We start from the raw sequence: 22,407 nt of genomic DNA, 5'->3' as shown, positions 1-22,407 counted from the left end.
TACAAAAAGCCCGCCTGAAGCGATTCAGGCGGGCTTTTTTTGCCTTGTGAGCCAACGCGCAGCCAGTGTGCCGGCTCGCAGCGGCGTTATTGCACGGCGCTGCCGAACACGTAGTTCGTCATCGCGAGCGCACGCTGGTAGGTGCCAAGCGACTGCACACCGAGCGTGTAGTCGTCGTCGGCTGCGCCGAGCGCCGCGAAGACGGGCAGCAGGTGCTCGTCGGTCGGGTGCATGAGCGCGGCGTGCGGTGCACGCTGGCGGTAGTCGAGCAAGGCGTCGATGTCGCGCGCGGCGAGGTGGTTCTCGAACCACTCCGTGAACTCCGCCACGCGCGGGTCGGCGTCTTCCGGGCGCGCCGAGAAGTCCGCCTCGCGCAGGTTATGCGTGATCTGGCCCGAGCCGATCACCATCACGCCTTCGTCGCGCAGCGAGCGCAGCGCGCGGCCCAGCGCGAAGTGATGCGCGGCGTTGGCGCGCGGCTGGACCGAGAGTTGGGCGACGGGCACGTCGGCGTCGGGGAACATCAGCAGCATGGGCACCCACGCGCCATGGTCGAGGCCATGCGCTTCCTCGTCGACGGGAACGCCTTGCTCGCGCAGCAGCGCCGCGGCGCGCTGCGCCATCTCGGGCGCGCCCGGCGCGGGGTACTGGATTTCGTAGAGAGCGCGCGGAAAGCCGTAGAAATCGTGGATCGTTTCAGGCTGCGTGGCGGTGCTCACCGCGGGGCGCATCGTGCCCCAATGTGCGGAGAGCATGAGCACCGACTGCGGTCGCGGCAAATGCTGCGAAAGCACGGTAAAGCTGCCGGAAGGCAGCGACGGGTCGATCGGCAGCGTAGGCGCGCCGTGCGAGAGGAAAAGGGTAGGCGTGCGGGTGGTCATGATCGTGGGCTGGCCGCGCCGGGGCGGTCCGAAAGTATGGTATTGCGATCAATATACGACCCAACCGTCGCGAATTAAACGGGCCGAAAGGGAATTGATTGTATCGCCGGCATTGATAATCGACGCGGCGCAGGAAGATGCGGTGGGCGCTTACTCGTCGCCGCCGTGCAGCCCCGGCCAGGCGGGCGAGAGCGCGGGCCCGAGCGCGAACAGGTCGAGCACGCGCGCGACCGTGTGATCAATCATCTCATCGATCGAAGCCGGCTGGTTGTAGAAGGCCGGCAACGGCGGGAAGATCACGCCGCCCATTTCGGTCACGGCCGTCATGTTGCGCAGGTGCGCGAGGTTGAACGGCGTTTCGCGTACGAGCAGCACGAGACGGCGGCGTTCCTTGAGCGTGACGTCGGCGGCGCGCGCGATCAGATTGTCGGAGAGACCGTGGGCGACACTCGCGAGCGTCTTCATCGAGCAGGGCGCCACGATCATGCCGTCGGTCGCGAACGAGCCCGAAGCGATGGTCGCGCCGACGTCGCGTACGGAATGCACGACATCTGCTCGCGCGTGCAGATCGTCCTTCGCGAGCTGCAATTCGTGCTGAATGTTGAGCCAGCCCGCGGCGGAAACGAGCAGGTGCGTTTCGACGCCGCCCAGTCGCCGCAGCATGTCGAGCATGCGCACGCCGTAGATCGAGCCGGTGGCTCCCGTGATCGCGACGATCAGCCGGCGTTGCGGCAATTGTGCGATAGCGGAAGAGGCTGGGGAGGCGGTATTCACGTCAGGCGGGCAGGCGGGAGTCGAAGCGAAGGCGAGGCGTCCAGCGCCTCATGACAAGCGACGGCGTAGCGTGCCGTGCGCTCGGGACGGCGCAGACGCAACGCGCTGCGCCCGATGCCGCCCCGTTTCCGGCAATTACGCCGCGGCGAAAAGCTGCTGCAGCTCGCCGTTCTGATACATCTCCATCATGATGTCCGAGCCGCCGATGAACTCGCCCTTCACGTAGAGCTGCGGGATGGTCGGCCAGTTCGAGAATTCCTTGATGCCCTGGCGGACCGCGTCGTCCTCGAGCACGTTGACGGTCTTGAACTGATCGACGCCGCAGGCTTTCAGGATCTGCACCGCGCGACCGGAGAAGCCGCACATCGGGAACTGCGCGTTGCCCTTCATGAAGAGGACGACGGCGTTTTCGTCGACGATCTGCTTGATGCGTTGTTGGGTGTCCATGACTGACCTTGCGTTTGAATTGATGCTGAATACGTTGGAATGCAGGATGAAATGATAGCGGATTTCGCTCGCGCGAGCCCGGCGCTACGAGGCGCGCTTCTGGTCGGCCCGCAGCGCCAGGCGCCCCCCGCTGATGCGTTCGATGCCGGCCAGATCGCGCTCGGAGCGCACGTCCGTGAAACCGGCGCGTTCCAGCAACGCCCGGACAGCGGCAGCCTGGTCGTAGCCGTGCTCCATCCAGAGCACGCCTGCCGGCGCGAGCCGGGCCGGTGCGCCCGCGACGATCGCGCGCAGGGCGCTGAGGCCGTCGGCTTCGTCGGTGAGCGCGCCGCGCGGCTCGAAGCGCAGGTCGCCTTGCTCCAGATGCGGGTCGCCGCTCGCGATGTAGGGCGGATTGCTGACGATCGCCTCGAAGCGCAGCGCCGGGTCGAGCGTGTCGTACCAGCTGCCCGCGACGAACGCGAGCGGGCCGCCGGGGCGCCCCGCGTCGAGCAGTTTCGCGGCGTTGCGCGAAGCCACTTCGAGCGCGGCTGCCGAACGATCGACGGCCCAAACGCGCGCATCGGGCCGTGCCGAGGCGAGCGCCACCGCAATCGCGCCGCTGCCGGTGCCAAGGTCGAGCACGCGTGGTTGTGCGATGCCTTCGAGCGCCGCGAGCGCGGTTTCCACGAGCAGCTCGGTATCGGGACGCGGAATCAGCACGTCGGGCGTCACGTCGAAGTCGAGGCCGTAAAACTCGCGTGCGCCCACGAGCTGCGCAATCGGCTCGCCTTGTACGCGGCGCGCTTCGAGGGCGCGGTAGGCGTCCACGCGGGCCGCGTCGAGCGGCTCATCGCCGCGCGTGATGAGTTCGGTGCGGCGCCAGACGAGGACATGCATCAGCAGAATGCGCGCTTCGAGTGCGGGCAGCGGCGAGGCGCGCAGCAGCGCCTCGGCGGTAACGGCTTCGCTCATGGCTCGTGCGCGCTCAATCGGCGTCGCCCAGCGACGCAAGCTGCTCGGCCTGATGCTCAGAAACGAGCGCGCCGATCAGTTCGTCGAGGTCGCCATCCATGATCGCTTCGAGGCGATACAGCGTGAGGTTGATGCGGTGATCGGTGAGCCGCCCCTGCGGAAAGTTGTAGGTGCGGATGCGCTCCGAGCGGTCGCCCGAGCCCACGAGGCTCTTACGCGTGGCCGCTTCCTTCGCGTGCTGCTCCTGGTACTGCTTGTCCTTGATGCGCGCGGCGAGCACCTTGAGCGCGCGGTCCTTGTTCTTGTGCTGCGAGCGGTCGTCCTGGCACTCCACCACGATGCCGGTCGGAAGGTGCGTCACGCGCACGGCCGAATCGGTCTTGTTGATGTGCTGGCCGCCTGCGCCCGAGGCTCGGAACGTGTCGATGCGCAGGTCGGCGGGATTGATCTCGACTTCGCCGATCTCATCGGCTTCCGGCATCACCGCGACCGTGCAGGCCGACGTGTGGATGCGGCCCTGCGTTTCGGTGGCGGGCACGCGCTGCACGCGATGGCCGCCCGACTCGAACTTGAGCTTCGAGTACGCCGCCTCGCCCGCAATACGCACGATCACTTCCTTGTAGCCGCCCAGATCCGACTCGCTCGCCGACATCATTTCGATCTGCCAGCGGCTGCGCTCCGCGTAGCGCAGGTACATGCGCAGCAGGTCGCCCGCGAAGAGGGCCGACTCGTCGCCGCCCGTGCCCGCGCGGATTTCGAGGAACACGTTGCGGTCGTCGTTGGGGTCTTTCGGCAGCAGCATCATCTGCAATTCGTGCTGAAGCTGCGCCATGCGCTCGCGCGCGGCTTTCACCTCTTCTTCGGCGAAGTCGCGCATCGAGGCGTCGGCGAGCAGGTCTTTCGCCGCGGCCTCGTCGTCTTTGGCTTGACGCCACTGGCCGTAGTGCTCGACCACCGGCCCCAGTTCCGAGTGCTCACGCGTGAGCTTGCGGTACTGCTCGCGGTTCGAGGTCACGTCGGGACGGCTCAACAGGTCGTTTAGCTCGGCCAGGCGCGTAGTCAACTGGTCGAGCTTCGATTGCATGCTCGTTTTCATCGGGCGGTGCGGAGCGGACTCCGGATAGGACTGCGAGAGAGAAGAGGCGGGCGTGCGGCCCGGTTGTGCACGGCGCGCATGGCGCGCGCCCGACCGCGAACGTCGCTAACGGTCCGAACTGCCGGAAGAGTCGGACGAGTCGGTAGAGCCGGCGGAACGCGGCGAGGTCGTGACATCCGACGCAGGCGGTGCGGCGTCGTCTGTTCTTGCCGGCTGGCCGTGGCGGTAAAAGCCGCCCATCAGTTCGATGAGCGAGTCGCGCTGATCGCCGCGCGACGTGTTGAGCGCATGCGTCGGGCCGTGGATCAGCTTGTTGGTGAGCGACTGCGACAGCGCTTCGAGCACGGCGGACGGGTCGTCGCCGCGCGCGAGCATCTTGCGGGCACGTTCGAGCTCGGCGCGACGCAACGTGTCGGCCTGAGTGTGCATGTGGCGGATGACCGGCACGATGCTGCGCGAGTCGAGCCACTGCATGAAATTCGCCACGCGCGACTCGATGATCGTCTCGGCCTGCGCGACGGCGGCCTGGCGCGATGCATTGCCTTCGCGCACGATCGTGCCGAGATCGTCGACGGTATAAAGGAACACGTCTTCGAGCTGGGCGACTTCGGGCTCGATGTCACGGGGCACCGCGAGGTCGACCATGAAAATGGGGCGGTGCCGGCGCGCTTTCACCGCGCGCTCCACCGCGCCGAGTCCAATGATGGGCAGCGTGGACGCCGTGCACGAGACGATGATGTCGAACTCGTGCATGCGCGTGGGCAGGTCGGAGAGCGGAATGGCGCGCCCGCCGAAACGTTCGGCAACATAGCGCCCGCGCTCGGCGGTGCGGTTTGCGACGACGAGTTCGCGCGGCTGCTGCGCGGCGAAGTGCGCGGCGCACAGTTCGATCATCTCGCCCGCGCCGATGAAGAGCACGCGCTGGTTGGCGATCTTGTCGAAGATGCGCTGTGCGAGGCGCACAGCGGCGGCCGCCATGGAGACCGATTGCGCACCGATCTCGGTAGTGCTGCGCACTTCCTTCGCCACAGCGAAGGTGCGCTGGAACAACTGGTTCAAATAGGTGCCGAGCGCGCCGGCCTCGGTCGCGGTACGAACCGCGGTCTTCATCTGGCCGACGATCTGCGTCTCGCCCAGCACCATCGAATCGAGCCCCGAAGCCACCCGGAACGCATGACGCACCGCTTCGGACTGCGGCAGCGTGTAGACGTGCGGTGCAAGTTCCTCTTCGCGGATGCCGTGGTAATGCGAAAGCCAGCTCACGGCGGCGTCGCGCGAGCTTTGCGCGTCGGTCGCGCAGTAGAGCTCGGTGCGGTTGCAGGTGGAGAGAATGGCGGCTTCCGGCGCGCTCAGCGAACGCTTGCCGGACCACGCTTCCTTGAACAGGGCGAGCGCGGGCTTGATCTGTTCGAGCGGAAACGCCACGCGTTCGCGCAAGGCGACGGGCGCGGTGTGGTGATTGATTCCGATCGTTAGAAGCTGCATACCATGGGGGCGAGATTTAGGCGGATATTATAACTTTTCCTCGCTTCCGACATTCGCGTCGACAGAGTCCGACATTTCAGTGGGTGATATGGGGAGTCTTTCGAGCTGGTAACCAAAGCCGTACAAAGTCGTCAAACGCCAGCCGTGTTCGGGCCCGAGCTGCAATTTGCTGCGCAGCCGGGAAGCGTGAGTGTCGAGCGTGCGCGACCGAACGTCGCGGTTCAGATTCCACACGGTTTCGAGGATGCGCGCTCGCGAAACGGGGCGCGATGCGTTGGTGAAGAGCAGCAGCGCGAAACGGTATTCCTTGGGCGTGAGTGTGACGGTTTGACCCCGAAACGACACTTCGTAACGCCCGGAATCGAAGAGGTAGTCGCCAAAGCCATGGCGGGCGCGGTTGCGCGGCCGGCGCACGCCCGCGCGGCGCAGGAGCGCGTCGATGCGCGCGAGCATTTCGGGGCCGCGCACGGGCTTGGCAATGCAGTCGTCCGCACCGGCCTGCAGGCTCGCGACGATCTCGCTTTCATGGGGCGCGAGCATCAGCGCGATGGCGGGCAGACCGGGGAGCAGCTTGCGCGCCTGGGGGATGACGTCGTCCGCGCCAGCGTCGCCGCACCACCAGGCCGCGATCAGAAGGTCGAAGGTTTCGTCTTCGAGGGTTTCGAAGAGCTGTGCGCCGAGCGGGAAATGCTGGCATGCGTGCCCACCCGCAATGAGCAGGCGGACGAGGGTTTCGGCCTGACGGGCGTCTGGTTCGACAAGGGCGATTCGCATACGAGAGAGTGCGGCTGGAGTGGCCCGGATGCGCTTGCCTTGCGCCATCCTGCCCCCTACACTCAACCGCTACGCGGGAAGCGCCGAGCCGACCGTTTTCCAGTTTTAAAAGAGACTAACCAAGTTACAAATGCTAGCTCTCGTGCTTCGGCGGTCCTATCAGACTTATCCGAAAACCTATAGGACAAGTCTCTAATGGGCTGGCCCGGTATTGTCATTCTTGGTCTGGTGGTGGGCTGTGCGGGATGGTGGCTCCATCCCTTGCGCCGAGCCGCACGTCACTCACTCGTGCTGGCGGTCGTGGCCGGCGTGGTCGGTGCGGCGCTCGCGAACGCGGCCGGCAGTGCGACCGGTCTTTTCTACGATGGCGAGTTACTCCAGTGGCCGCTTTGCACGGCGCTCGCACTCGTTTTCGTAGGCGTGTGCGTGGCGCTGCGCGGGCGGTCAAGCTAGTCGCGCGCAGCCGGCTTGCCCCAAACGCCGCCTTTGGCCGAACCCAGATCTTCCGCATCGAATACTTCGCAGGTGAAAACATGAACGCCCGACTCCCCGAAACCTCCTCGATCCCCGAACGCATTGCCGCCCTGCGCGCCGCGATGGCGCGCGCCGGTGTGGATGCCGCCCTCGTGCCGTCCGCCGATCCGCACCTGTCCGAATACCTGCCGCGCCGCTGGCAGGGGCGCGAGTGGCTCTCGGGCTTCACCGGCTCGGTGGGCACGCTCGTAGTGACGAAGGATTTCGCAGGCGTATGGGTCGACAGCCGCTACTGGGTGCAGGCCGAGCAACAACTAGCCGGCACCGGCATCCAGCTCATGAAGATGATGGGCGGCCAGCAGAGCGCGCCGCACATCGACTGGCTCGCGCAGAACGTGGGCGCAGGCGGCGCGGTGGCCGTGGATGGCGCGGTGCTCGGCGTGGCCTCGGCGCGCGCGTTGACCGATGCGCTCACGGCGCGCGACGTCGCGCTGCGCACGGACCTCGATCTGCTCGACGATGTCTGGCAGGGCCGTCCGTCGCTGCCGCTCGAACCCGTGTACGAGCACGTCGCGCCGCACGCCGACACGAGCCGCGCCGGCAAGCTCGACCAGGTGCGCCGCGCGATGCAGGAGAAGGGCGCGCAATGGCACTTCGTCTCCACGCTCGACGACCTCGCCTGGCTCTTCAACCTGCGCGGCGCGGACGTCAACTACAACCCGGTGTTCGTCGCGCACGCGCTGATCGGTCTGGACGACGCGACGCTTTTCGTCGCCGACGGCAAGGTGAGCGAGGCGCTCGTGCAGTCGCTCGCGAAAGACAAGGTGCGCGTCGCGCCCTATGCCGAGGCCGCCGCCGCGCTCGCGGCGCTGCCCGCGAAGGCCACGCTGCTCGTCGATCCGCGCCGCGTGACGTATGGCTTGCTGCAGGCGGTGTCGTCGGCGGTGAAGCTCGTTGAGTCGGTCAATCCGAGCACGTTCTTCAAGTCGCGCAAGACGGCCGCCGAAGCCGACCACGTGCGCGCGACCATGGAGCAGGACGGTGCGGCGCTCGCCGAATTCTTCGCGTGGTTCGAGGCGGCGGTTGGCCGCGAGACCATCACCGAGCTGACCATCGACGAAAAGCTTTCCGCCGCGCGTGCGCGCCGCGCGGGCTTCAAGTCCCTCTCATTCGCGACGATCGCGGGCTTCAACGCGAACGGCGCGATGCCGCACTACCGCGCCACGCCCGAATCGCACAGCGTGATCGAAGGCAATGGCCTCTTGCTCATCGACTCGGGCGGCCAGTACCTCGACGGCACCACGGACATCACGCGCGTCGTACCCGTGGGCACGCCGAGCGCGGAGCAAAAGCGCGACTTCACGCTCGTGCTCAAGGGCATGATGGCGCTCTCGCGCGCGAAGTTCCCGCGCGGCATCCGCTCGCCGATGCTCGACGCCATCGCGCGCGCGCCGATCTGGGAAGCGGGCGCGGACTATGGCCACGGCACCGGCCACGGCGTGGGCTACTTCCTGAACGTGCACGAGGGTCCGCAGGTCATCTCGCATTACGCGCCGGCCGAGCCCTGGACCGCGATGGAAGAGGGCATGATCACTTCGGTGGAGCCGGGCATCTACCGGCCGGGCAAGTGGGGCGTTCGCATCGAGAATCTCGTGCTGAACCAGCGCGCCGAAACGACCGAATTCGGCGACTTCCTCGACTTCGAGACGCTCACGCTCTGCCCGATCGACACGCGCTGCATCGATCTGGCGCTCTTGCGCGCGGACGAGCGCGAATGGCTCAATGCGTATCACGAGACGGTGCGCGTGCGCGTGGCGCCACAGGTGAGCGGCGATGCGCTCGCGTGGCTCGAAAAGCGCACGCAGCCGATCTGATGTCCCCGGTGGTCACCGGTATCCAGATAGCGATCAGCTGGCAATCAAGCGGAGCGAAACGCGCATGGCGATCAAGGCAGTGGTGTTCGATTTCGGCGGGGTGCTCGTGGACTGGAGTCCCGAGCATCTCTATCGCAAGCTCATCCCCAACGACGACGAGCGGCGCTGGTTCCTCACACACGTCTGCAAGATGGACTGGGTGATCCGCCAGGACGGCGGTGAGCCTATCGCAGTGGGCACCGAGGAACTGGTCGCGCAGTTTCCTGAGCACGAGGCGCTTATCCGTGCGTTCTATGATCGCTGGCACGAGATGGTCGGCGGGCTGCTCGAGGGCGGCGTCGCCACCTTCGAGCACCTGGAGGCGGCGGGCGTGCCGATCTTCGGTCTCACGAACTGGTCGGCGGAGACGTTTCCGTGGGCGTGGGAGCGCTTCGGCATCCTGCGGCGCTGTCGTGACATCGTCGTTTCGGGCCGCGTGAAGCTTGTGAAGCCCGACCCGGCGATTTTCCACGAGATGTTCCGCCGCATCGAAGCGCAGTTGCCGGGCGTGAAGCCCGAAGAGCTCGTTTTCATCGACGACAACGCGCACAACGCACAAGCCGCCACGGCGCTCGGCTGGCACGGCGTGCACCACACGAGCAACGCCGCCACCGACGCGAAACTGCGCGAACTCGGCCTGCCGGTCTAACCAGGTTGCAGTCCGCAGGCCGAAGTCCCCGCCCCGTGCGTTATTTCGATGCGGGCGCCGGCGGCACTGGCTGCAGCAGACTGCGCAGCGCGTCGGCGATACTCTTCGCGGTTTGCCCGGCGCCCTTCGCCACACCTTCCGCGCTCACGCCGAGCGCCTGCGCGAAGCCTGCGCGCATTTGCGTCATCAGGTTCTCGTTGAGCTTGAATTTCGGATCGCGCAGGTTGCCGTCGAGCACGAAATGCAGCGTGATCTCGCCCTTGTGCGCCTCCAATGCCGCCACGGCGGCGCGCGTCGGAATCGACAGGAAGGTGTCCACGGCGTCGCCGCCTTCCGAGAGTTGCAGGTTGTGCAGCGTGACCGTGCCCGGCGCGTGCAGGTGATAGCCGCGCACGGTCGAGGTGAGATCGAGGTCGAGCGTGCCGCCCGTCACATTGGCCTTCGCTCCGGCCTTTTTCAGCAGATAGGGATCGATCGTCCGCACATCCACGCCGCGCAGCGTCGTGTGGAGTTGCGAGTCCTTGCTCGCGATCTGCATCCAGCCGCTGAACGTCATGCGCCCTGTGTGCTCCGGACCGACGACATTGCCGGTGACCGAAACGCGCGTCGGCTCCGTCAGCGCGGGCAGATGCACATTGTCGACGCTCGCCTGCGCGCGGTTCACCGTGACACGCCACGGCGGATTGCTCACCGAGCGGTCGTAGAAGTCGAATGTGCCGTTTTCGAAGCCGATATGGTCGATGACCTTTTCCTGAGGCAAGCCGCTTGCTTCCTGCGCGCCGCTCGCGTCGCTCGCGGGCGCGGCGCTTTGTGTCATCTCTTCGCGCAATTTCGGCAGGATCAGGATCGTGCCGCTTTCCCGGCGCAGCACTGTCATCGTGAAATCGCTCACGATGACGTCGCGAATATGCACGCGGTGCGAGATGAGCGCGCGCAAGTCTGGCGCGATCGTGATGCGCGCGGCGCGCAGCGTGTCGGCGGTGGGCCAGTTGGGCGGGGGCTTGAGGCGCACGTCGGTGAGTTCGACGGACGAGAGATCGAACGCCACGTTCACGCTCGCGGCCGTGCCGACGGGCGCAAGCGCGCGCTCCACGTACGCTTTTGCCTCGCGCTGCAGCGCGTAGAGCGTGCCGAGCGCTGCGAGCACGAGCAGCGCGACGGCGATCGCCACGATAAGGAGAACACGGTTGCGCAGCGGCATCGACATACGGATTTCCTTGCGGGGAATGGCCGGAGTTCAAGCCCGAAGTGACACCAAGTGACCTTGAGCGTAGCGGCTTTCGAGCAACCGCCATGCCGCGCATGCATCCAGAAAGACAACGGCGGCCCGCGGGCCGCCGTTGTTTGCTATCGATCTCGCCAGATTAGCGGCTGATCGGCTTGTAGCGCAGTCGCTTCGGACGCGCGCCTTCTTCGCCCAGACGCTTGATCTTGTCGGCCTCGTATTCCTGGTAGTTGCCGTCGAAGAACGTGACCTGCGAGTCGCCTTCGAACGCGAGGATGTGCGTCGCGATACGGTCGAGGAACCAGCGATCGTGCGAAATCACCATGACCGAGCCCGCAAATTCAAGCAGGGCGTCTTCGAGCGCACGCAGCGTTTCGACGTCGAGGTCGTTCGACGGTTCGTCGAGCAGCAGGACGTTGCCGCCCGAAATGAGCGTCTTGGCCAGATGCAGACGGCCACGTTCACCGCCCGACAGGTTGCCGACGATCTTCTGCTGGTCGCCGCCCTTGAAGTTGAAGCGGCCGATGTAGGCGCGCGAAGGCGTTTCGTACCTGCCCACGGTCAGCACGTCCGCGCCGCCCGAGATTTCCTCGAACACGGTCTTGTCGGACGCCAGCGCGTCGCGGCTCTGGTCCACATAAGCGAGCTTGACCGTCGGGCCTTGCACGATCTCGCCCGAATCCGGCTGTTCCTTGCCCGTGAGCATGCGGAAGAGCGTCGACTTACCCGCGCCGTTCGGCCCGATGATGCCGACGATCGCGCCCGCGGGAATCTTGAAGCTGAGGTCGTCGATGAGCAGACGGTCGCCGTAAGACTTGCTGACGTTCTTGAACTCGATGACTTCGTTGCCCAGACGCTCGCCCGCCGGAATGAAGATTTCCTGCGTTTCGTTGCGCTTCTGGTAATCCGAACTCGACAGCTCCTCGAAGCGGGCGATACGCGCCTTCGACTTCGCCTGACGGCCCTTCGGGTTCTGGCGCACCCACTCCAGTTCCTTCTTGATCGCCTTCTGGCGCGCGGATTCCGTCGCTTCTTCCTGCTTCAGGCGCTCTTCCTTCTGGTCGAGCCAACTGGAGTAGTTGCCCTTCCAGGGAATGCCGTAGCCGCGGTCGAGTTCGAGAATCCACTCGGCTGCGTTGTCGAGGAAGTAGCGATCGTGGGTCACGGCGACCACGGTGCCCGGGAAGCGCGTGAGGAACTGTTCGAGCCACTCAACCGATTCGGCGTCGAGGTGGTTGGTCGGCTCGTCGAGCAGCAGCATGTCGGGCTTTTCGAGCAGCAGCTTGCACAGCGCTACGCGGCGCTTCTCACCGCCCGAAAGATTGCCGATCTTCGCGTCCCAGGCCGGCAGGCGCAGCGCGTCGGCGGCGATTTCGATCTGCTGTTCCGCGCTGCCGTCGGTCGTCGCGAGGATCGCCTCGTACTTCGCTTGTTCTGCGGCGAGGGCGTCGAAGTCGGCGTCCGGTTCCGCGTAGGCGGCGTAGATTTCGTCGAGCTTCTTCTGCGCGTTGAACACGTCGCCGAGACCCTCTTCGACCGCTTCGCGCACGGTCTTCTCGGGGTCGAGCTGCGGCTCTTGCGGCAGGTAGCCGATGTTCAGGTTCGGCATCGGCGTGGCTTCGCCTTCGATGTCCTTGTCGACGCCGGCCATGATCTTGATGAGCGTGGACTTGCCCGAGCCGTTCAGGCCGAGCAGGCCGATCTTCGCGCCGGGGAAGAACGACAGCGAGATGTCTTTCAGGATCTGGCGCTTGGGCGGCACGATTTTGCCGACCCGGTTCATGGTGAAGACGTATTGGGCCATGAGAGTGTCTTTGGAAAACAGGGAAAAAGGGCTGGACCGGTGCGGTTGCTACGCCCGGACGGCAAATGGGGATGCTGCGTCGAAGCGCTATTGTAAAGCGCGGACGGGACGCGCGAAGAGCGGCTGCGCGCTTTGTGACGCGCGAAAGTGCGTCGCTTCTGCCGCGCACGTGACGGCACATGTCAGCGAGACGCTGGCATCACGCGCGTGTCAGGCGCAGCAGAACGCGGATGTCGGCCGGTTTCCTCGGCACGCTTCGCGCATTGCGCGGCCGCTGTGCGAATGCGCGCAGAGGACGTCGGGAATTCGAAATAATGCTTGAAATTCAAATATTTCAACACGCTTTCACTGGATTTCAAATGTACCGCTCGATAAGCTCAGCGTCCTTTCAGTTCTGGAGTCCTTTGTGGTGCGCGCTCGAAGCTCGAACACTTTCGCCGCCGCCTGGCTGACCGTGCTCGCTTCGCCGGCTTTCGCGCAAAGCGAGGCACCGCGCGTCGACGTGCTGCCGGGAAACGGCACGCAACGCGTGCAGCAACAACGTATCGAGAGCGCGGCGAGCGCAGGCGAACTGGGCGACGTGCTCGGCGAGCGTGACGCGCAACCGTCCGCCATCAATGCAGACCTCTCGTCGCTGCCGCCGCAGACACCGTGCTTCGCGATCGACAAGGTCGAGTTGTCGAATAATCCGTTTCGCTCGCTTGAAGCAGTCGTCGCGCCGGTGCAAGGGCAGTGCGTGGGCGTGGCCGGCCTGAAACAAGTGCAGGAGGTGGCCTCTAACGCACTGATCGACGCGGGCTACATCACGTCACGCGTGAGTGTGCCCGAGCAGTCGCTTGCGGCGGGTACGCTGCGGCTCGATGTGACGGCGGGACGCATTGGAAAGCTGAGCGACGACGGCGAAGCGATCGGCAATCTTGCGCTCGCGTTGCCGTCAAGCGAAGGCGCCGTGCTCGATCAGCGAGCCATCGACCAGGCGCTCGAAAACATCCGGCGCCTCGGGTCGCAAGCCGACGCGCGCTTCGACATCATGCCCGGCGGGCGGCCGGACGAATCGGACATCGTGCTGCATCCGGGCTCGGGCCGGCGCTGGCAGGCCGCCATCGGCTACGACAACGCGGGGCAGGGCGCAACGGGCCGCCAGGAGTTGTCCGCCGCGCTCACCGTCGATTCGCCGCTGCATCTTTACGATCAGCTTCAGGTCGCGGGACTGACGACCGCGAATGTCGGCGTGCCGGACAAAGGCGCCAATCAGGCCGTAGCGTCGTACAGCGTGCCGTTCGGCTATGGAATGCTCACGCTCGACGCATACCGCGCGAGTTATCGGCAAACGCAGGCTCTCGCGCAAGGGAGTGCGGAGTACTCCGGCCAGCAGAAGGGCGCAGGCGTGCAGTTCTCGCGCGTCGTGCAGCGCGGGCCGCACTCGCGCACTGAGATGCGCGCGCGTCTATACCGCGCGATCAATCACAACTACCTGCGAGATACGTTGATCGAGCCGCAGGATCGCGACGTGTACGGTTACGAGCTGGGTGTCTCGCATCGGCACTATTTCGGCCGCGTGCAGGTCGATGCGTCATTGGGCTGGCGCGAAACACTGCCTGGCATCTCGCGCCAGCCCGGCTACGCGCTCGGCGACACGCCGTTCAATGGCCGCGAGCAGCTCGAAACCGCGTCGCTAAGCGTGCTCGCGCCATTTCGTATCGGCACTCAACCGCTTTCTTATCGGTTCGCGTGGTCCAAACAAAACGCGCGCACGCGCGTCACCGCGCCCGACTATTTCACGATCGGTACGCGCTACGCGGTGCGCGGCTTCGACCAGCAGTCGACGCTCGCCGCCGAAAGCGGCTGGACCGTATCGAACGAACTCGACTGGTATGCGCCGACGGCGTGGGGCGTGCAGGCCGTCTATGCAGGACTGGACGCCGGCCGCGTTCACGGCCCGACGACGCAATACCTGGCGGGTGACACCCTCGTGGGGATGGTGGCGGGTGTCAAGGGCACGCTAGCGCCGAAGAACCGCCTCTCGGCGGCGGTCAACTATGACGTCTCGGTCGGCTGGCCGGTCTACAAGCCCGAAGCGTTTCCGAACCGCTCGCCCACCCTGCTCGTGCAGATCACTGCTTTGATCTAGCCGAAGCCCCACGGTTTTCAGCCGACGCACGGCTGCATTTGAAAACAAGGAAGCATTGGTGAAACATAGTAATCCTGATTTTTTTACGCACGTTGACAGACCACTGTGGTTCGCGGCGCGCGCGAGCGCCTTCGCCGCGCTATGCGCGTTCGGCATGCAACCGTTCGCGGCCAGCGCGCAAGTGACCGTCGACGCCAGCGCGGCCACGCGTGCGACGCTCGGCGTCTCGGGCAATGGCACGCAGCTCGTCAACATCGTCGCGCCGAACGCGGCTGGCGTGTCGAACAACCGGTTCACGCAATACAACGTGGGAGCCGGCGGCCTCATCGTCAATAACGCGACGCAGGCCGTGCAGACGCAAACTGGCGGCGCCGTGGCGGCCAACGCGGCGCTGGGCAAGCAAGGTGCGAACGTGATCCTGATGCAGGTGACGGGCGGCGCGCCGTCGCAACTGCTCGGCGCGACCGAAATCGCCGGTAGGGCGGCGAATCTCGTGGTGGCGAATCCGGCCGGCATCACCTGCTCTGGCTGTGGCTTCCTGAATGCGCCGCGCGTCACGCTCGCGACGGGCACGCCGATCCTCGCCAACGACGGCTCGCTGCAGGCGTTCGACGTGAAGCAAGGCAAGATCGAGGTGCAGGGCAAGGGCCTCGACGGCTCGACGAGCGCGATCGATCTGATCTCGCGCGCGATGGTCATCAACGGCAAGGTGCAGGCGAAGTCGATCGATGCAGTCGCGGGAGCGAACCGCGTCGACTACGCGTCGAAGAACGCTGTGGCGCAGTCGGGCACGGGCGCGGCGCCGCAAGTGGCGATCGACGTGCAGGCGCTCGGCAGCATGTACGGCGACGGTGCGGTGCGTCTTATCGGGACCGAGGCCGGCATGGGCGTGCGCGATAACGGCACGATCAGTTCGCTCAACGGCGGACTCGACGTTTCCAGCAACGGCGATGTGACGATCGGCGCGGGCAGCCGCATGCAGGCGCGCAGCGGCGTCAACATGAACGGCGTGAACGTGACCAATGCCGGCACGGTCAGCGGCGACGGTGTGAGCATGAACGGCATGCAATCGTTCGTGAACAACGGCGGCACGATCAGCGCGAACCGCGAGGCGACGCTGGGTGGCAATCAGTTGACGCTCGGCGGCGGTAACGTGAGCGCGGCCACGCTCACATTGAACGGGCAAACCATCGTCAACAACGGCGCGACCGTCAAGGCCGGCCAGACGCTGACGATGTACGCCAACCGTATCGATAATGCGGGCACGCTGAGTTCCGGCGGCGACGCGCGCATCAACGCGCAGGACACGTTCGCCAACGCCAACGGCAAGCTGAGCGCGCAGAACAACGTGACGTTCGCCGGCGCGACGCTCGACAACAGCAAGGGCGAGATCAATGTGCTCCAGGGCGACGTGTACGCTTCAGGCGCGCGGGTCGTCAACGCGGGCGGAACGTTGAACGCGGGCCAGATGCTCTCGCTCGACGCGCAAGGCATCGACAACACGAAGGGCACGATGTCGGCAGGCACGGCGCGGCTCAACGTCGTGGGCGACCTGAACAACGCGGGCGGCGCGATAACGGCTAAGAACGGCGCGAACGTGAACGTGCAGGGCGCGTTCGCGAACACGAACGGCACGCTCAAGTCGGACGACGCGCTGACGCTGCAGGCGGGCCCGATCGACAACCGTAACGGCGTGATCTCAACCGGGCGCGGTGCACTGCAAGTCGCGGGCATGGACGTGCGCAACGGCGGCGGTCGCATCGTATCGGGTGACGCTCTCGGGCTGCGCGCCGTTTCGCTCGACAATGCAGCGGGTTCGATTGCCGCTGCGCGTGACGTGACGCTTGCGGTGAACGACAAGCTCGTCAACGACGGCGGCTCGATCACCTCGAAGACCGTGATCGACGGCAGCGCCGGTTCGCTGTCGAACACGAACGGCACGATTGCGGCGCCGATTCACGCGGATATCCGCCTGAGCGCAAACGGGATGGTGTTGCCGAGCGGCGGTGGTACGAGCGGCGGTGCGACTGGCGGTGACGTTCCGCCGCCGCCGGTTCCCGCACCGATCGCGTTCGATCCGGGTCCGGACTACGTGCGGGTTACGCCGCAGGCCTATGATCCGAATCAATACGCATCGGGCTTCTGGGCCCCGGATGGCTACTTCTACGGTTACACGGCCAGCACGTCGCGCACGGGCGCGACCGTTGTACCGGGCGTGGTGGTGGGCGTAACGACGCAAGCCATGCGCTAAGCAAACTGCCTGCCTCCCGCATGCGCTGATCGATGCCGGAGTCAGGCAAAAAACAAAGCCCGCTCTCGAGCGGGCTTTCTTGTGCGGACTAGCGCGGGGCGCGCGCCGGGTTCGACGCTTAGACGTTGAACAGGAAGTTCATCACGTCGCCGTCGTGCACGACGTATTCCTTGCCTTCGGCGCGCATCTTGCCGGCTTCCTTCGCGCCGGTTTCGCCCTTGAACTGGATGTAGTCGCTAAACGCGATGGTCTGCGCGCGGATGAAGCCGCGCTCGAAGTCGGTGTGGATCGCGCCAGCGGCTTGCGGCGCCGTGTCGCCGATATGGATCGTCCACGCGCGCACTTCCTTCACGCCGGCCGTGAAGTACGTTTGCAGGCCGAGCAGCTTGAAGCCCGCGCGGATCACGCGGTCGAGGCCGGGCTCTTCCATGCCCATGTCGGCGAGGAACGCGAGCTTGTCCTCGTCGTCGAGGTCGGCGATTTCCGCTTCGATCGCCGCGCACACGGCTACGACCGGCGCGCCTTCAGCTTCGGCGTGCTTGCGCACGGCGTCAAGGTGCGGGTTGTTCTCGAAGCCGTCTTCCTTCACGTTCGCGACGTACATCGTCTTCTTCGCGGTGATCAGGCAGAACGGTTTGAGGAGCGCCTGCTCGTCGTCGTTCAGGGCGAGCGCGCGCACGGGCTTCGCCTGATCGAGTTGCGCACGCACCTTTTCCAGCACGGCGACGAGCTTCGCCGCTTCCTTGTCGTTGCCCGACTTGGCGGCCTTCGAGTAGCGCGTGAGCGACTTTTCGACGGTGCCGAGGTCGGCGAGCGCGAGTTCGGTGTTGATGACTTCGATGTCGGAGATCGGGTCGACCTTGCCCGCCACGTGGATCACGTTTTCGTCCTCGAAACAGCGCACGACGTGCGTGATCGCATCCGTTTCGCGGATGTTCGCGAGGAACTGGTTGCCGAGGCCTTCACCCTTGCTCGCGCCTGCGACCAGACCCGCGATGTCGACGAACTCGACCACGGCCGGCACGACGCGCTCGGGCTTGACGATTTCCGCGAGCGCCTTCAGGCGCGGATCCGGCACTTCGACCACGCCGACGTTCGGCTCGATGGTGCAGAACGGGTAGTTCTCGGCCGCGATGCCCGCCTTGGTCAGCGCGTTGAAGAGGGTGGACTTGCCGACGTTGGGCAAGCCGACGATGCCGCATTGGAGGCTCATGAAAATCTCTGCATGTCAGGGTGGTGACGTGCGGCTCGCCGCGCGCGAAGCGCCCGGGGCCGGGCGTCTCGCGAAAGCGGGAGCGGCGGGCGGGGCGGCGCAGGTGGCACGTCGGGGGGCGTGACACCGGTCAGGCGGAGTCACGAAAACCGTAATTGTAACCTCGTCCGGGTAAGGGTTAGCCGCAGGCGTCGCCTTGCCCGCGCGATGTCGTCTTGCGATCCCTTGCTGCGCCGCAACACAACGCCCTTCCGGCCCTGTCAGACAAGCGCCCGCGGCTATAATGCGCGCATGACAGCAAGCAACCAGACCTTTGATGTCGCCGTGATCGGCGGCGGGCTCGTCGGCAAGTCGGCGGCGCTCGCGCTGACCCAGGGCGGCCTGCGCGTGGCGCTGCTCGCGCAGCCGTGCGCGCCGTTGCCCGCGGGAGCCGTGTTCGACGCGCGCGTGTACGCCTTCTCGCGCAGCTCGCAGGCGCTGTTCGAGCGGCTGCGGGTCTGGCAGGCCGCGGACGCCGCGCGCCTCACGCCCGTCTACGCCATGCGCGTGTTCGGCGACGCTGCGGCGGAGCTGCATTTCTCGGCGTACCAGGCGTCGGTTGCACAGCTCGCGTGGATTGCCGAGTCGTCGGTCATCGAGCGCGCGCTCGACGCCGCGCTGCACTTCCAGCCCAATCTCGCGTGGATCGACACGCGCGCAGAGACGCTCGACGTGAAACCCGACGCGGCCGTGATCGGCCTCGCCAATGGCCGCACGATCGAAGCGGACCTCGCGATCGGCGCGGACGGCGCGCATTCGTGGGTGCGCGCGCAGATCGGCTCAAAGGTCGAGCGGCGCGATTACCGGCAAACCGGCGTGGTTGCCAATTTCCGCGCGCAAAAGCCGCACGGCGAAACGGCGTACCAATGGTTCCGCGAGGGCGAGATCGTCGCCTTGCTGCCGCTGCCGGATCAGCACGTGTCGCTCGTCTGGTCGGCACAGACCGAACACGCCGATGCGCTTCTCAAGCTCGAACCGGAGCAACTCGCCGCTGAAGTGGAGCGCGTTTCACAAAGCCAGCTGGGTTCGCTCGAATGCGTCACGCCTGCGCGCGGGTTTCCGCTTTCGCTGCAAACCGTGGATCGGCTCGTGGCGCCTCGCGTCGCCCTGGTCGGCGACGCCGCGCATCTGATTCACCCGCTTGCCGGCCAAGGCGTGAACCTCGGCTTACGCGACGTTGCCGCGCTCGTCGACGTCGTCACGAAGAAAGAGGCGTTCCGCGATCTCGGCGACATCGTGCTGCTGCGCCGCTACGAACGCGGCCGCCGCGAGGACATCCAGAAGCTCGTCGTCGCCACCGACGGCCTGCAGCGGCTTTTCTCGTTCCCCGGCACGCTCGCCCGCGCAGTGCGCAACACGGGCATGGCCTTCGTAGGCGCGCAGCCGCTGCTCAAGCGCTGGCTCGTGGCCTCGGCGCTCGGCTGATATCCTCGGGCTTTACCGCTCATTTGCCACTCATTTACCGCTCAAGCAGGCATTTCGGTTGCTTGAGGCCTCGTGCAGCTTAGAATGGGCATATTGGCCGCGCCCGCAGCGCATGCCGCCCGGCCATTCAACGGAACACTGCGCGCGTCGCCCCTGCGCGGCGCGCCCGAATCAGGAATGCATCCCATGCAAACGCGTATTCGATTTGCCGCGCTCGTGATCGCGGTAGCCACCTCGGCGCTCGGCTGTTCGGCCCAGGCCGACCAGACCACCGACAAAATCAAGTCGGCGCTGCAGACGCGCCTCGGCATCGACGCCAGCGACATCAAGGGCATCAGCAAGGCGCCCATGCCGGGCCTCTACGAGATCAACCTCGGCACGCAGATCGTCTACAGCGACGCCAACGGCGACTACGTGCTCAACGGCGAACTCATCGACACCAAGGCGCACCGCAATCTCACCGAGGCGCGCCTGAACGAAATCAACAAGGTCGATTTCGCGAAGCTGCCGTTCGAAAACGCGGTCAAGGTCGTGAAGGGCGACGGCAAGCGCAAGATGGCCGTGTTCTCCGACCCGAACTGTCCGTACTGCCATCAGCTCGAAAACACGCTGAAGTCGGTGGACAACGTGACGGTCTACACCTTCCTGTATCCGGTGCTCTCGCCGGATTCGACGGCGAAGGCCAAGCAGATCTGGTGCTCGACCGACCGCGCGAAGGCGTGGGAGTCTTGGATGGTCGACCGTAAGACGCCCACGGCGGCCGGCACGTGCGACACGGCCGCCATCGACAGCAATCTCGCGCTCGGCCAGAAAATGAACGTGACCGGCACGCCCACCGTGATCCTCGCCGATGGCACGCGCTTGCCGGGCGCGGTCAGCGCCGACCGGCTCGAACGCGGACTGAACGGCGCACACTGACGCCTCGCCCGAACCCGCCGGCCGCTTTCGCGGCCGGTGCTTTTTTTGCCCCGCGCTTTTTGTCCGTTTTTGTGCGCCGGGCATACTGATCTTGCAGTGCAGCGTCTGCTGACCGAATCTCTCACCGATCCCGCCGATGAAGCCGATCCGATACACCATCGTCCCGAAGAACCCCGCCGCGCATCTGTTCGAGGTGACGCTCACCGTGGAAGACCCCGCGCCGGACGGTCAATTCTTCATGCTGCCCGTGTGGATCCCTGGCAGCTACATGGTGCGCGAGTTCGCGCGCAACATCGTCACGCTGCGCGCTTTCAACGACGCGGGCCGCAAGGTGCGCGTGACGAAGACCGACAAGCATTCGTGGCAGGCCGCGCCCGTGAAGGGCGCGCTCACGCTGCGCTACGAGGTCTATGCGTGGGATTTGTCGGTGCGCGCGGCGCACCTCGACGACACGGTGGGTTTCTTCAACGGCACGAGCGTGTTTCTCGCGGCGCTCGGCCATGAGGAGGCGCAGCATGTGGTCGATATCCAGCGTCCGGACGGCCACGCGTATCGTCACTGGCGCGTGGGCACGGCGCTCACGGAAGCGCGCGGCACCAAGCGTTACGGCTTTGGCGACTACGCCGCCGCGAATTACGACGAACTGATTGATCATCCCGTGACGCTCGGCGAGTTCACGCTCGCGAGCTTCAAGGCGCATGGCGTGCCGCACGACATCGTGATCGCGGGCCGCGTGGTCGCGCTCGACACCGAGCGTCTCGCCGCCGACCTGAAGAAGATTTGCGAGGCACAAATCGCGCTCTTCGAGCCGCGCACCAAACGCGCACCGATGGAGCGCTACGTGTTCATGACGCAGGCCGTGAGCGACGGTTACGGTGGCCTCGAGCATCGCGCTTCGACGGCGCTCATCTGCAATCGCACGGATCTGCCGGTGAAGGGCAAACCGGAGACGTCGGACGGCTATCGCACCTACCTCGGCCTGTGCAGCCACGAATACTTCCATACGTGGAACGTGAAGCGCATCAAGCCAGCGGCGTTCGTGCCGTACGATCTCACGCGCGAGGACTACACCTCGCTGCTGTGGCTGTTCGAAGGCTTCACGTCTTACTACGACGACCTCATGCTCGTGCGCAGCGGGCTCATTTCCACCGACGAATACTTCGGCCTTCTCGGCAAGACGATCGCAGGCGTTCTACGCGGTGCGGGACGCCTGAAGCAGAGCGTCGCGGAAAGCTCGTTCGACGCGTGGGTGAAGTACTACCGTCAGGACGAGAACGCGTCGAATGCGATCGTGAGCTACTACACGAAGGGCTCGCTCGTGGCGCTTTCGTTCGACCTCACGATTCGCGCGCAGACGAATGGCCGCAAATCGCTCGACGACGTCATGCGCCTTCTGTGGCAGCGCTACGGGCGCGACTTCTATCGCGGCAAGCCGGTGGGCGTGGGCGAGGACGACGTCGAGGCGCTGATTGCCGAGGCGACGGGCGTGGAACTGGGCGCGCTCTTTAGCGACGGCGTGCGCGGCACGCGCGATCTGCCGCTCGCGGCGCTGTTCGAGCCGTTCGGCGTGACGCTCGAAGGGGAGCCGGAGCGCGGCGCGAAGCCCTCGCTCGGCGCGCGGCTGCGTGGCGGCGCGGAGGCGACGCTTGCGGTGGTCTACGAAGGCGGCGCGGCGCAGAAGGCGGGGCTTTCGGCCGGCGACGCGCTCGTCGCGCTCGACGGACTGCGCCTGACGGGGTTGAATCTCGACGCGCTGCTCTCGCGCTACCAGCCGGGCGCGAAGGTCGAGATCCACGCGTTCCGCCGCGACGAGCTTCGCGTGGCGCGTCTGACCCTCGATGCGCCCGAAGTTGCGCGCTACAAGCTCGCCGCCACCGACAAGCGTGCGCCTGCGCGTGCCTTGCGCGAGCGCTGGCTGGCGGCGTAAGCCGCTCGGTGGCATCAGAAACGGCGT

Annotated in this window: 18 protein-coding genes; 8 read left to right on the top strand and 10 right to left on the bottom strand. The window is 65.9% G+C overall.

What is annotated here, in order from left to right; genetic code table 11:
* Positions 1 to 86: 86 nt before the first annotated feature.
* From L0U83_RS12505 to L0U83_RS12475, 7 genes are all read right to left on the bottom strand, one after another.
* On the bottom strand, positions 87 to 881 hold the full coding sequence (locus tag L0U83_RS12505) for a DODA-type extradiol aromatic ring-opening family dioxygenase (RefSeq protein ID WP_233883035.1): 795 nt from the start codon (positions 879 to 881) through the stop codon (positions 87 to 89).
* Positions 882 to 1,031: 150 nt separating this feature from the next.
* Complete coding sequence (locus L0U83_RS12500; RefSeq protein ID WP_308445034.1) at positions 1,032 to 1,655, bottom strand: UbiX family flavin prenyltransferase; 624 nt, start codon at positions 1,653 to 1,655, stop codon at positions 1,032 to 1,034.
* Between the two features lie 135 nt (positions 1,656 to 1,790).
* Positions 1,791 to 2,102: a Grx4 family monothiol glutaredoxin gene (gene grxD, locus L0U83_RS12495; protein WP_158758724.1), complete on the bottom strand. Its 312-nt coding sequence runs from the start codon at positions 2,100 to 2,102 to the stop codon at positions 1,791 to 1,793.
* 84 nt (positions 2,103 to 2,186) lie between these two features.
* Positions 2,187 to 3,056: a peptide chain release factor N(5)-glutamine methyltransferase gene (prmC, locus tag L0U83_RS12490; RefSeq protein WP_233883032.1), complete on the bottom strand. Its 870-nt coding sequence runs from the start codon at positions 3,054 to 3,056 to the stop codon at positions 2,187 to 2,189.
* A 13-nt stretch (positions 3,057 to 3,069) separates the two neighbouring features.
* Positions 3,070 to 4,152, bottom strand: a complete 1,083-nt coding sequence (gene prfA / locus L0U83_RS12485; RefSeq protein WP_233883031.1) for a peptide chain release factor 1 — start codon at positions 4,150 to 4,152, stop codon at positions 3,070 to 3,072.
* A gap of 105 nt (positions 4,153 to 4,257) precedes the next feature.
* Complete coding sequence (gene hemA / locus L0U83_RS12480) at positions 4,258 to 5,637, bottom strand: glutamyl-tRNA reductase (RefSeq protein ID WP_505882961.1); 1,380 nt, start codon at positions 5,635 to 5,637, stop codon at positions 4,258 to 4,260.
* 27 nt (positions 5,638 to 5,664) lie between these two features.
* Positions 5,665 to 6,411, bottom strand: coding sequence for a response regulator transcription factor (locus L0U83_RS12475; RefSeq protein ID WP_233883027.1), 747 nt, complete (start codon positions 6,409 to 6,411; stop codon positions 5,665 to 5,667).
* A gap of 195 nt (positions 6,412 to 6,606) precedes the next feature.
* Between L0U83_RS12475 and L0U83_RS12470 the strand changes: the two genes are divergently transcribed.
* The 3 genes from L0U83_RS12470 (at position 6,607) to L0U83_RS12460 (ending at position 9,447) form a co-directional block, all read left to right on the top strand.
* Complete coding sequence (locus L0U83_RS12470; protein ID WP_233883025.1) at positions 6,607 to 6,864, top strand: hypothetical protein; 258 nt, start codon at positions 6,607 to 6,609, stop codon at positions 6,862 to 6,864.
* 80 nt (positions 6,865 to 6,944) lie between these two features.
* The gene (locus tag L0U83_RS12465; RefSeq protein ID WP_233883022.1) at positions 6,945 to 8,759 is read left to right on the top strand and encodes an aminopeptidase P family protein; all 1,815 of its coding nucleotides are present in this window, start codon (positions 6,945 to 6,947) and stop codon (positions 8,757 to 8,759) included.
* A gap of 64 nt (positions 8,760 to 8,823) precedes the next feature.
* Complete coding sequence (locus tag L0U83_RS12460; RefSeq protein ID WP_233883020.1) at positions 8,824 to 9,447, top strand: HAD family hydrolase; 624 nt, start codon at positions 8,824 to 8,826, stop codon at positions 9,445 to 9,447.
* Between the two features lie 40 nt (positions 9,448 to 9,487).
* On the opposite strand, the gene L0U83_RS12455 is transcribed toward L0U83_RS12460, so the two are convergent.
* Both L0U83_RS12455 and ettA read right to left on the bottom strand, forming a co-directional pair.
* Positions 9,488 to 10,654 (bottom strand): DUF748 domain-containing protein, encoded by a 1,167-nt coding sequence (locus tag L0U83_RS12455; protein ID WP_233883018.1) that lies wholly within the window; start codon positions 10,652 to 10,654, stop codon positions 9,488 to 9,490.
* A gap of 157 nt (positions 10,655 to 10,811) precedes the next feature.
* Positions 10,812 to 12,476 (bottom strand): energy-dependent translational throttle protein EttA, encoded by a 1,665-nt coding sequence (ettA, locus tag L0U83_RS12450; protein ID WP_233883016.1) that lies wholly within the window; start codon positions 12,474 to 12,476, stop codon positions 10,812 to 10,814.
* A gap of 409 nt (positions 12,477 to 12,885) precedes the next feature.
* Between ettA and L0U83_RS12445 the strand changes: the two genes are divergently transcribed.
* Both L0U83_RS12445 and L0U83_RS12440 read left to right on the top strand, forming a co-directional pair.
* Positions 12,886 to 14,607, top strand: coding sequence for a ShlB/FhaC/HecB family hemolysin secretion/activation protein (locus L0U83_RS12445; RefSeq protein ID WP_233883014.1), 1,722 nt, complete (start codon positions 12,886 to 12,888; stop codon positions 14,605 to 14,607).
* A gap of 58 nt (positions 14,608 to 14,665) precedes the next feature.
* Positions 14,666 to 16,858, top strand: a complete 2,193-nt coding sequence (locus L0U83_RS12440) for a two-partner secretion domain-containing protein (RefSeq protein WP_233883012.1) — start codon at positions 14,666 to 14,668, stop codon at positions 16,856 to 16,858.
* A 118-nt stretch (positions 16,859 to 16,976) separates the two neighbouring features.
* On the opposite strand, the gene ychF is transcribed toward L0U83_RS12440, so the two are convergent.
* Positions 16,977 to 18,071: a redox-regulated ATPase YchF gene (ychF, locus tag L0U83_RS12435; protein WP_233883010.1), complete on the bottom strand. Its 1,095-nt coding sequence runs from the start codon at positions 18,069 to 18,071 to the stop codon at positions 16,977 to 16,979.
* Between the two features lie 291 nt (positions 18,072 to 18,362).
* Between ychF and L0U83_RS12430 the strand changes: the two genes are divergently transcribed.
* From L0U83_RS12430 to L0U83_RS12420, 3 genes are all read left to right on the top strand, one after another.
* Positions 18,363 to 19,535 (top strand): UbiH/UbiF family hydroxylase, encoded by a 1,173-nt coding sequence (locus tag L0U83_RS12430; protein WP_233883004.1) that lies wholly within the window; start codon positions 18,363 to 18,365, stop codon positions 19,533 to 19,535.
* Positions 19,536 to 19,721: 186 nt separating this feature from the next.
* Positions 19,722 to 20,453, top strand: coding sequence for a DsbC family protein (locus tag L0U83_RS12425; protein WP_233883002.1), 732 nt, complete (start codon positions 19,722 to 19,724; stop codon positions 20,451 to 20,453).
* 136 nt (positions 20,454 to 20,589) lie between these two features.
* Positions 20,590 to 22,380 carry a M61 family metallopeptidase gene (locus L0U83_RS12420; RefSeq protein ID WP_233883000.1) on the top strand — a complete coding sequence of 597 codons (1,791 nt, stop codon included), beginning with the start codon at positions 20,590 to 20,592 and terminating at the stop codon, positions 22,378 to 22,380.
* The last annotated feature ends 27 nt before the right edge of the window (positions 22,381 to 22,407 follow it).

This window comes from Paraburkholderia flagellata, assembly GCF_021390645.1.
GTDB classification, from domain to species: domain Bacteria; phylum Pseudomonadota; class Gammaproteobacteria; order Burkholderiales; family Burkholderiaceae; genus Paraburkholderia; species Paraburkholderia flagellata.
Note: the sequence above shows the minus strand (reverse complement) of the source record. Positions and strands in the feature narration are given on the sequence as shown.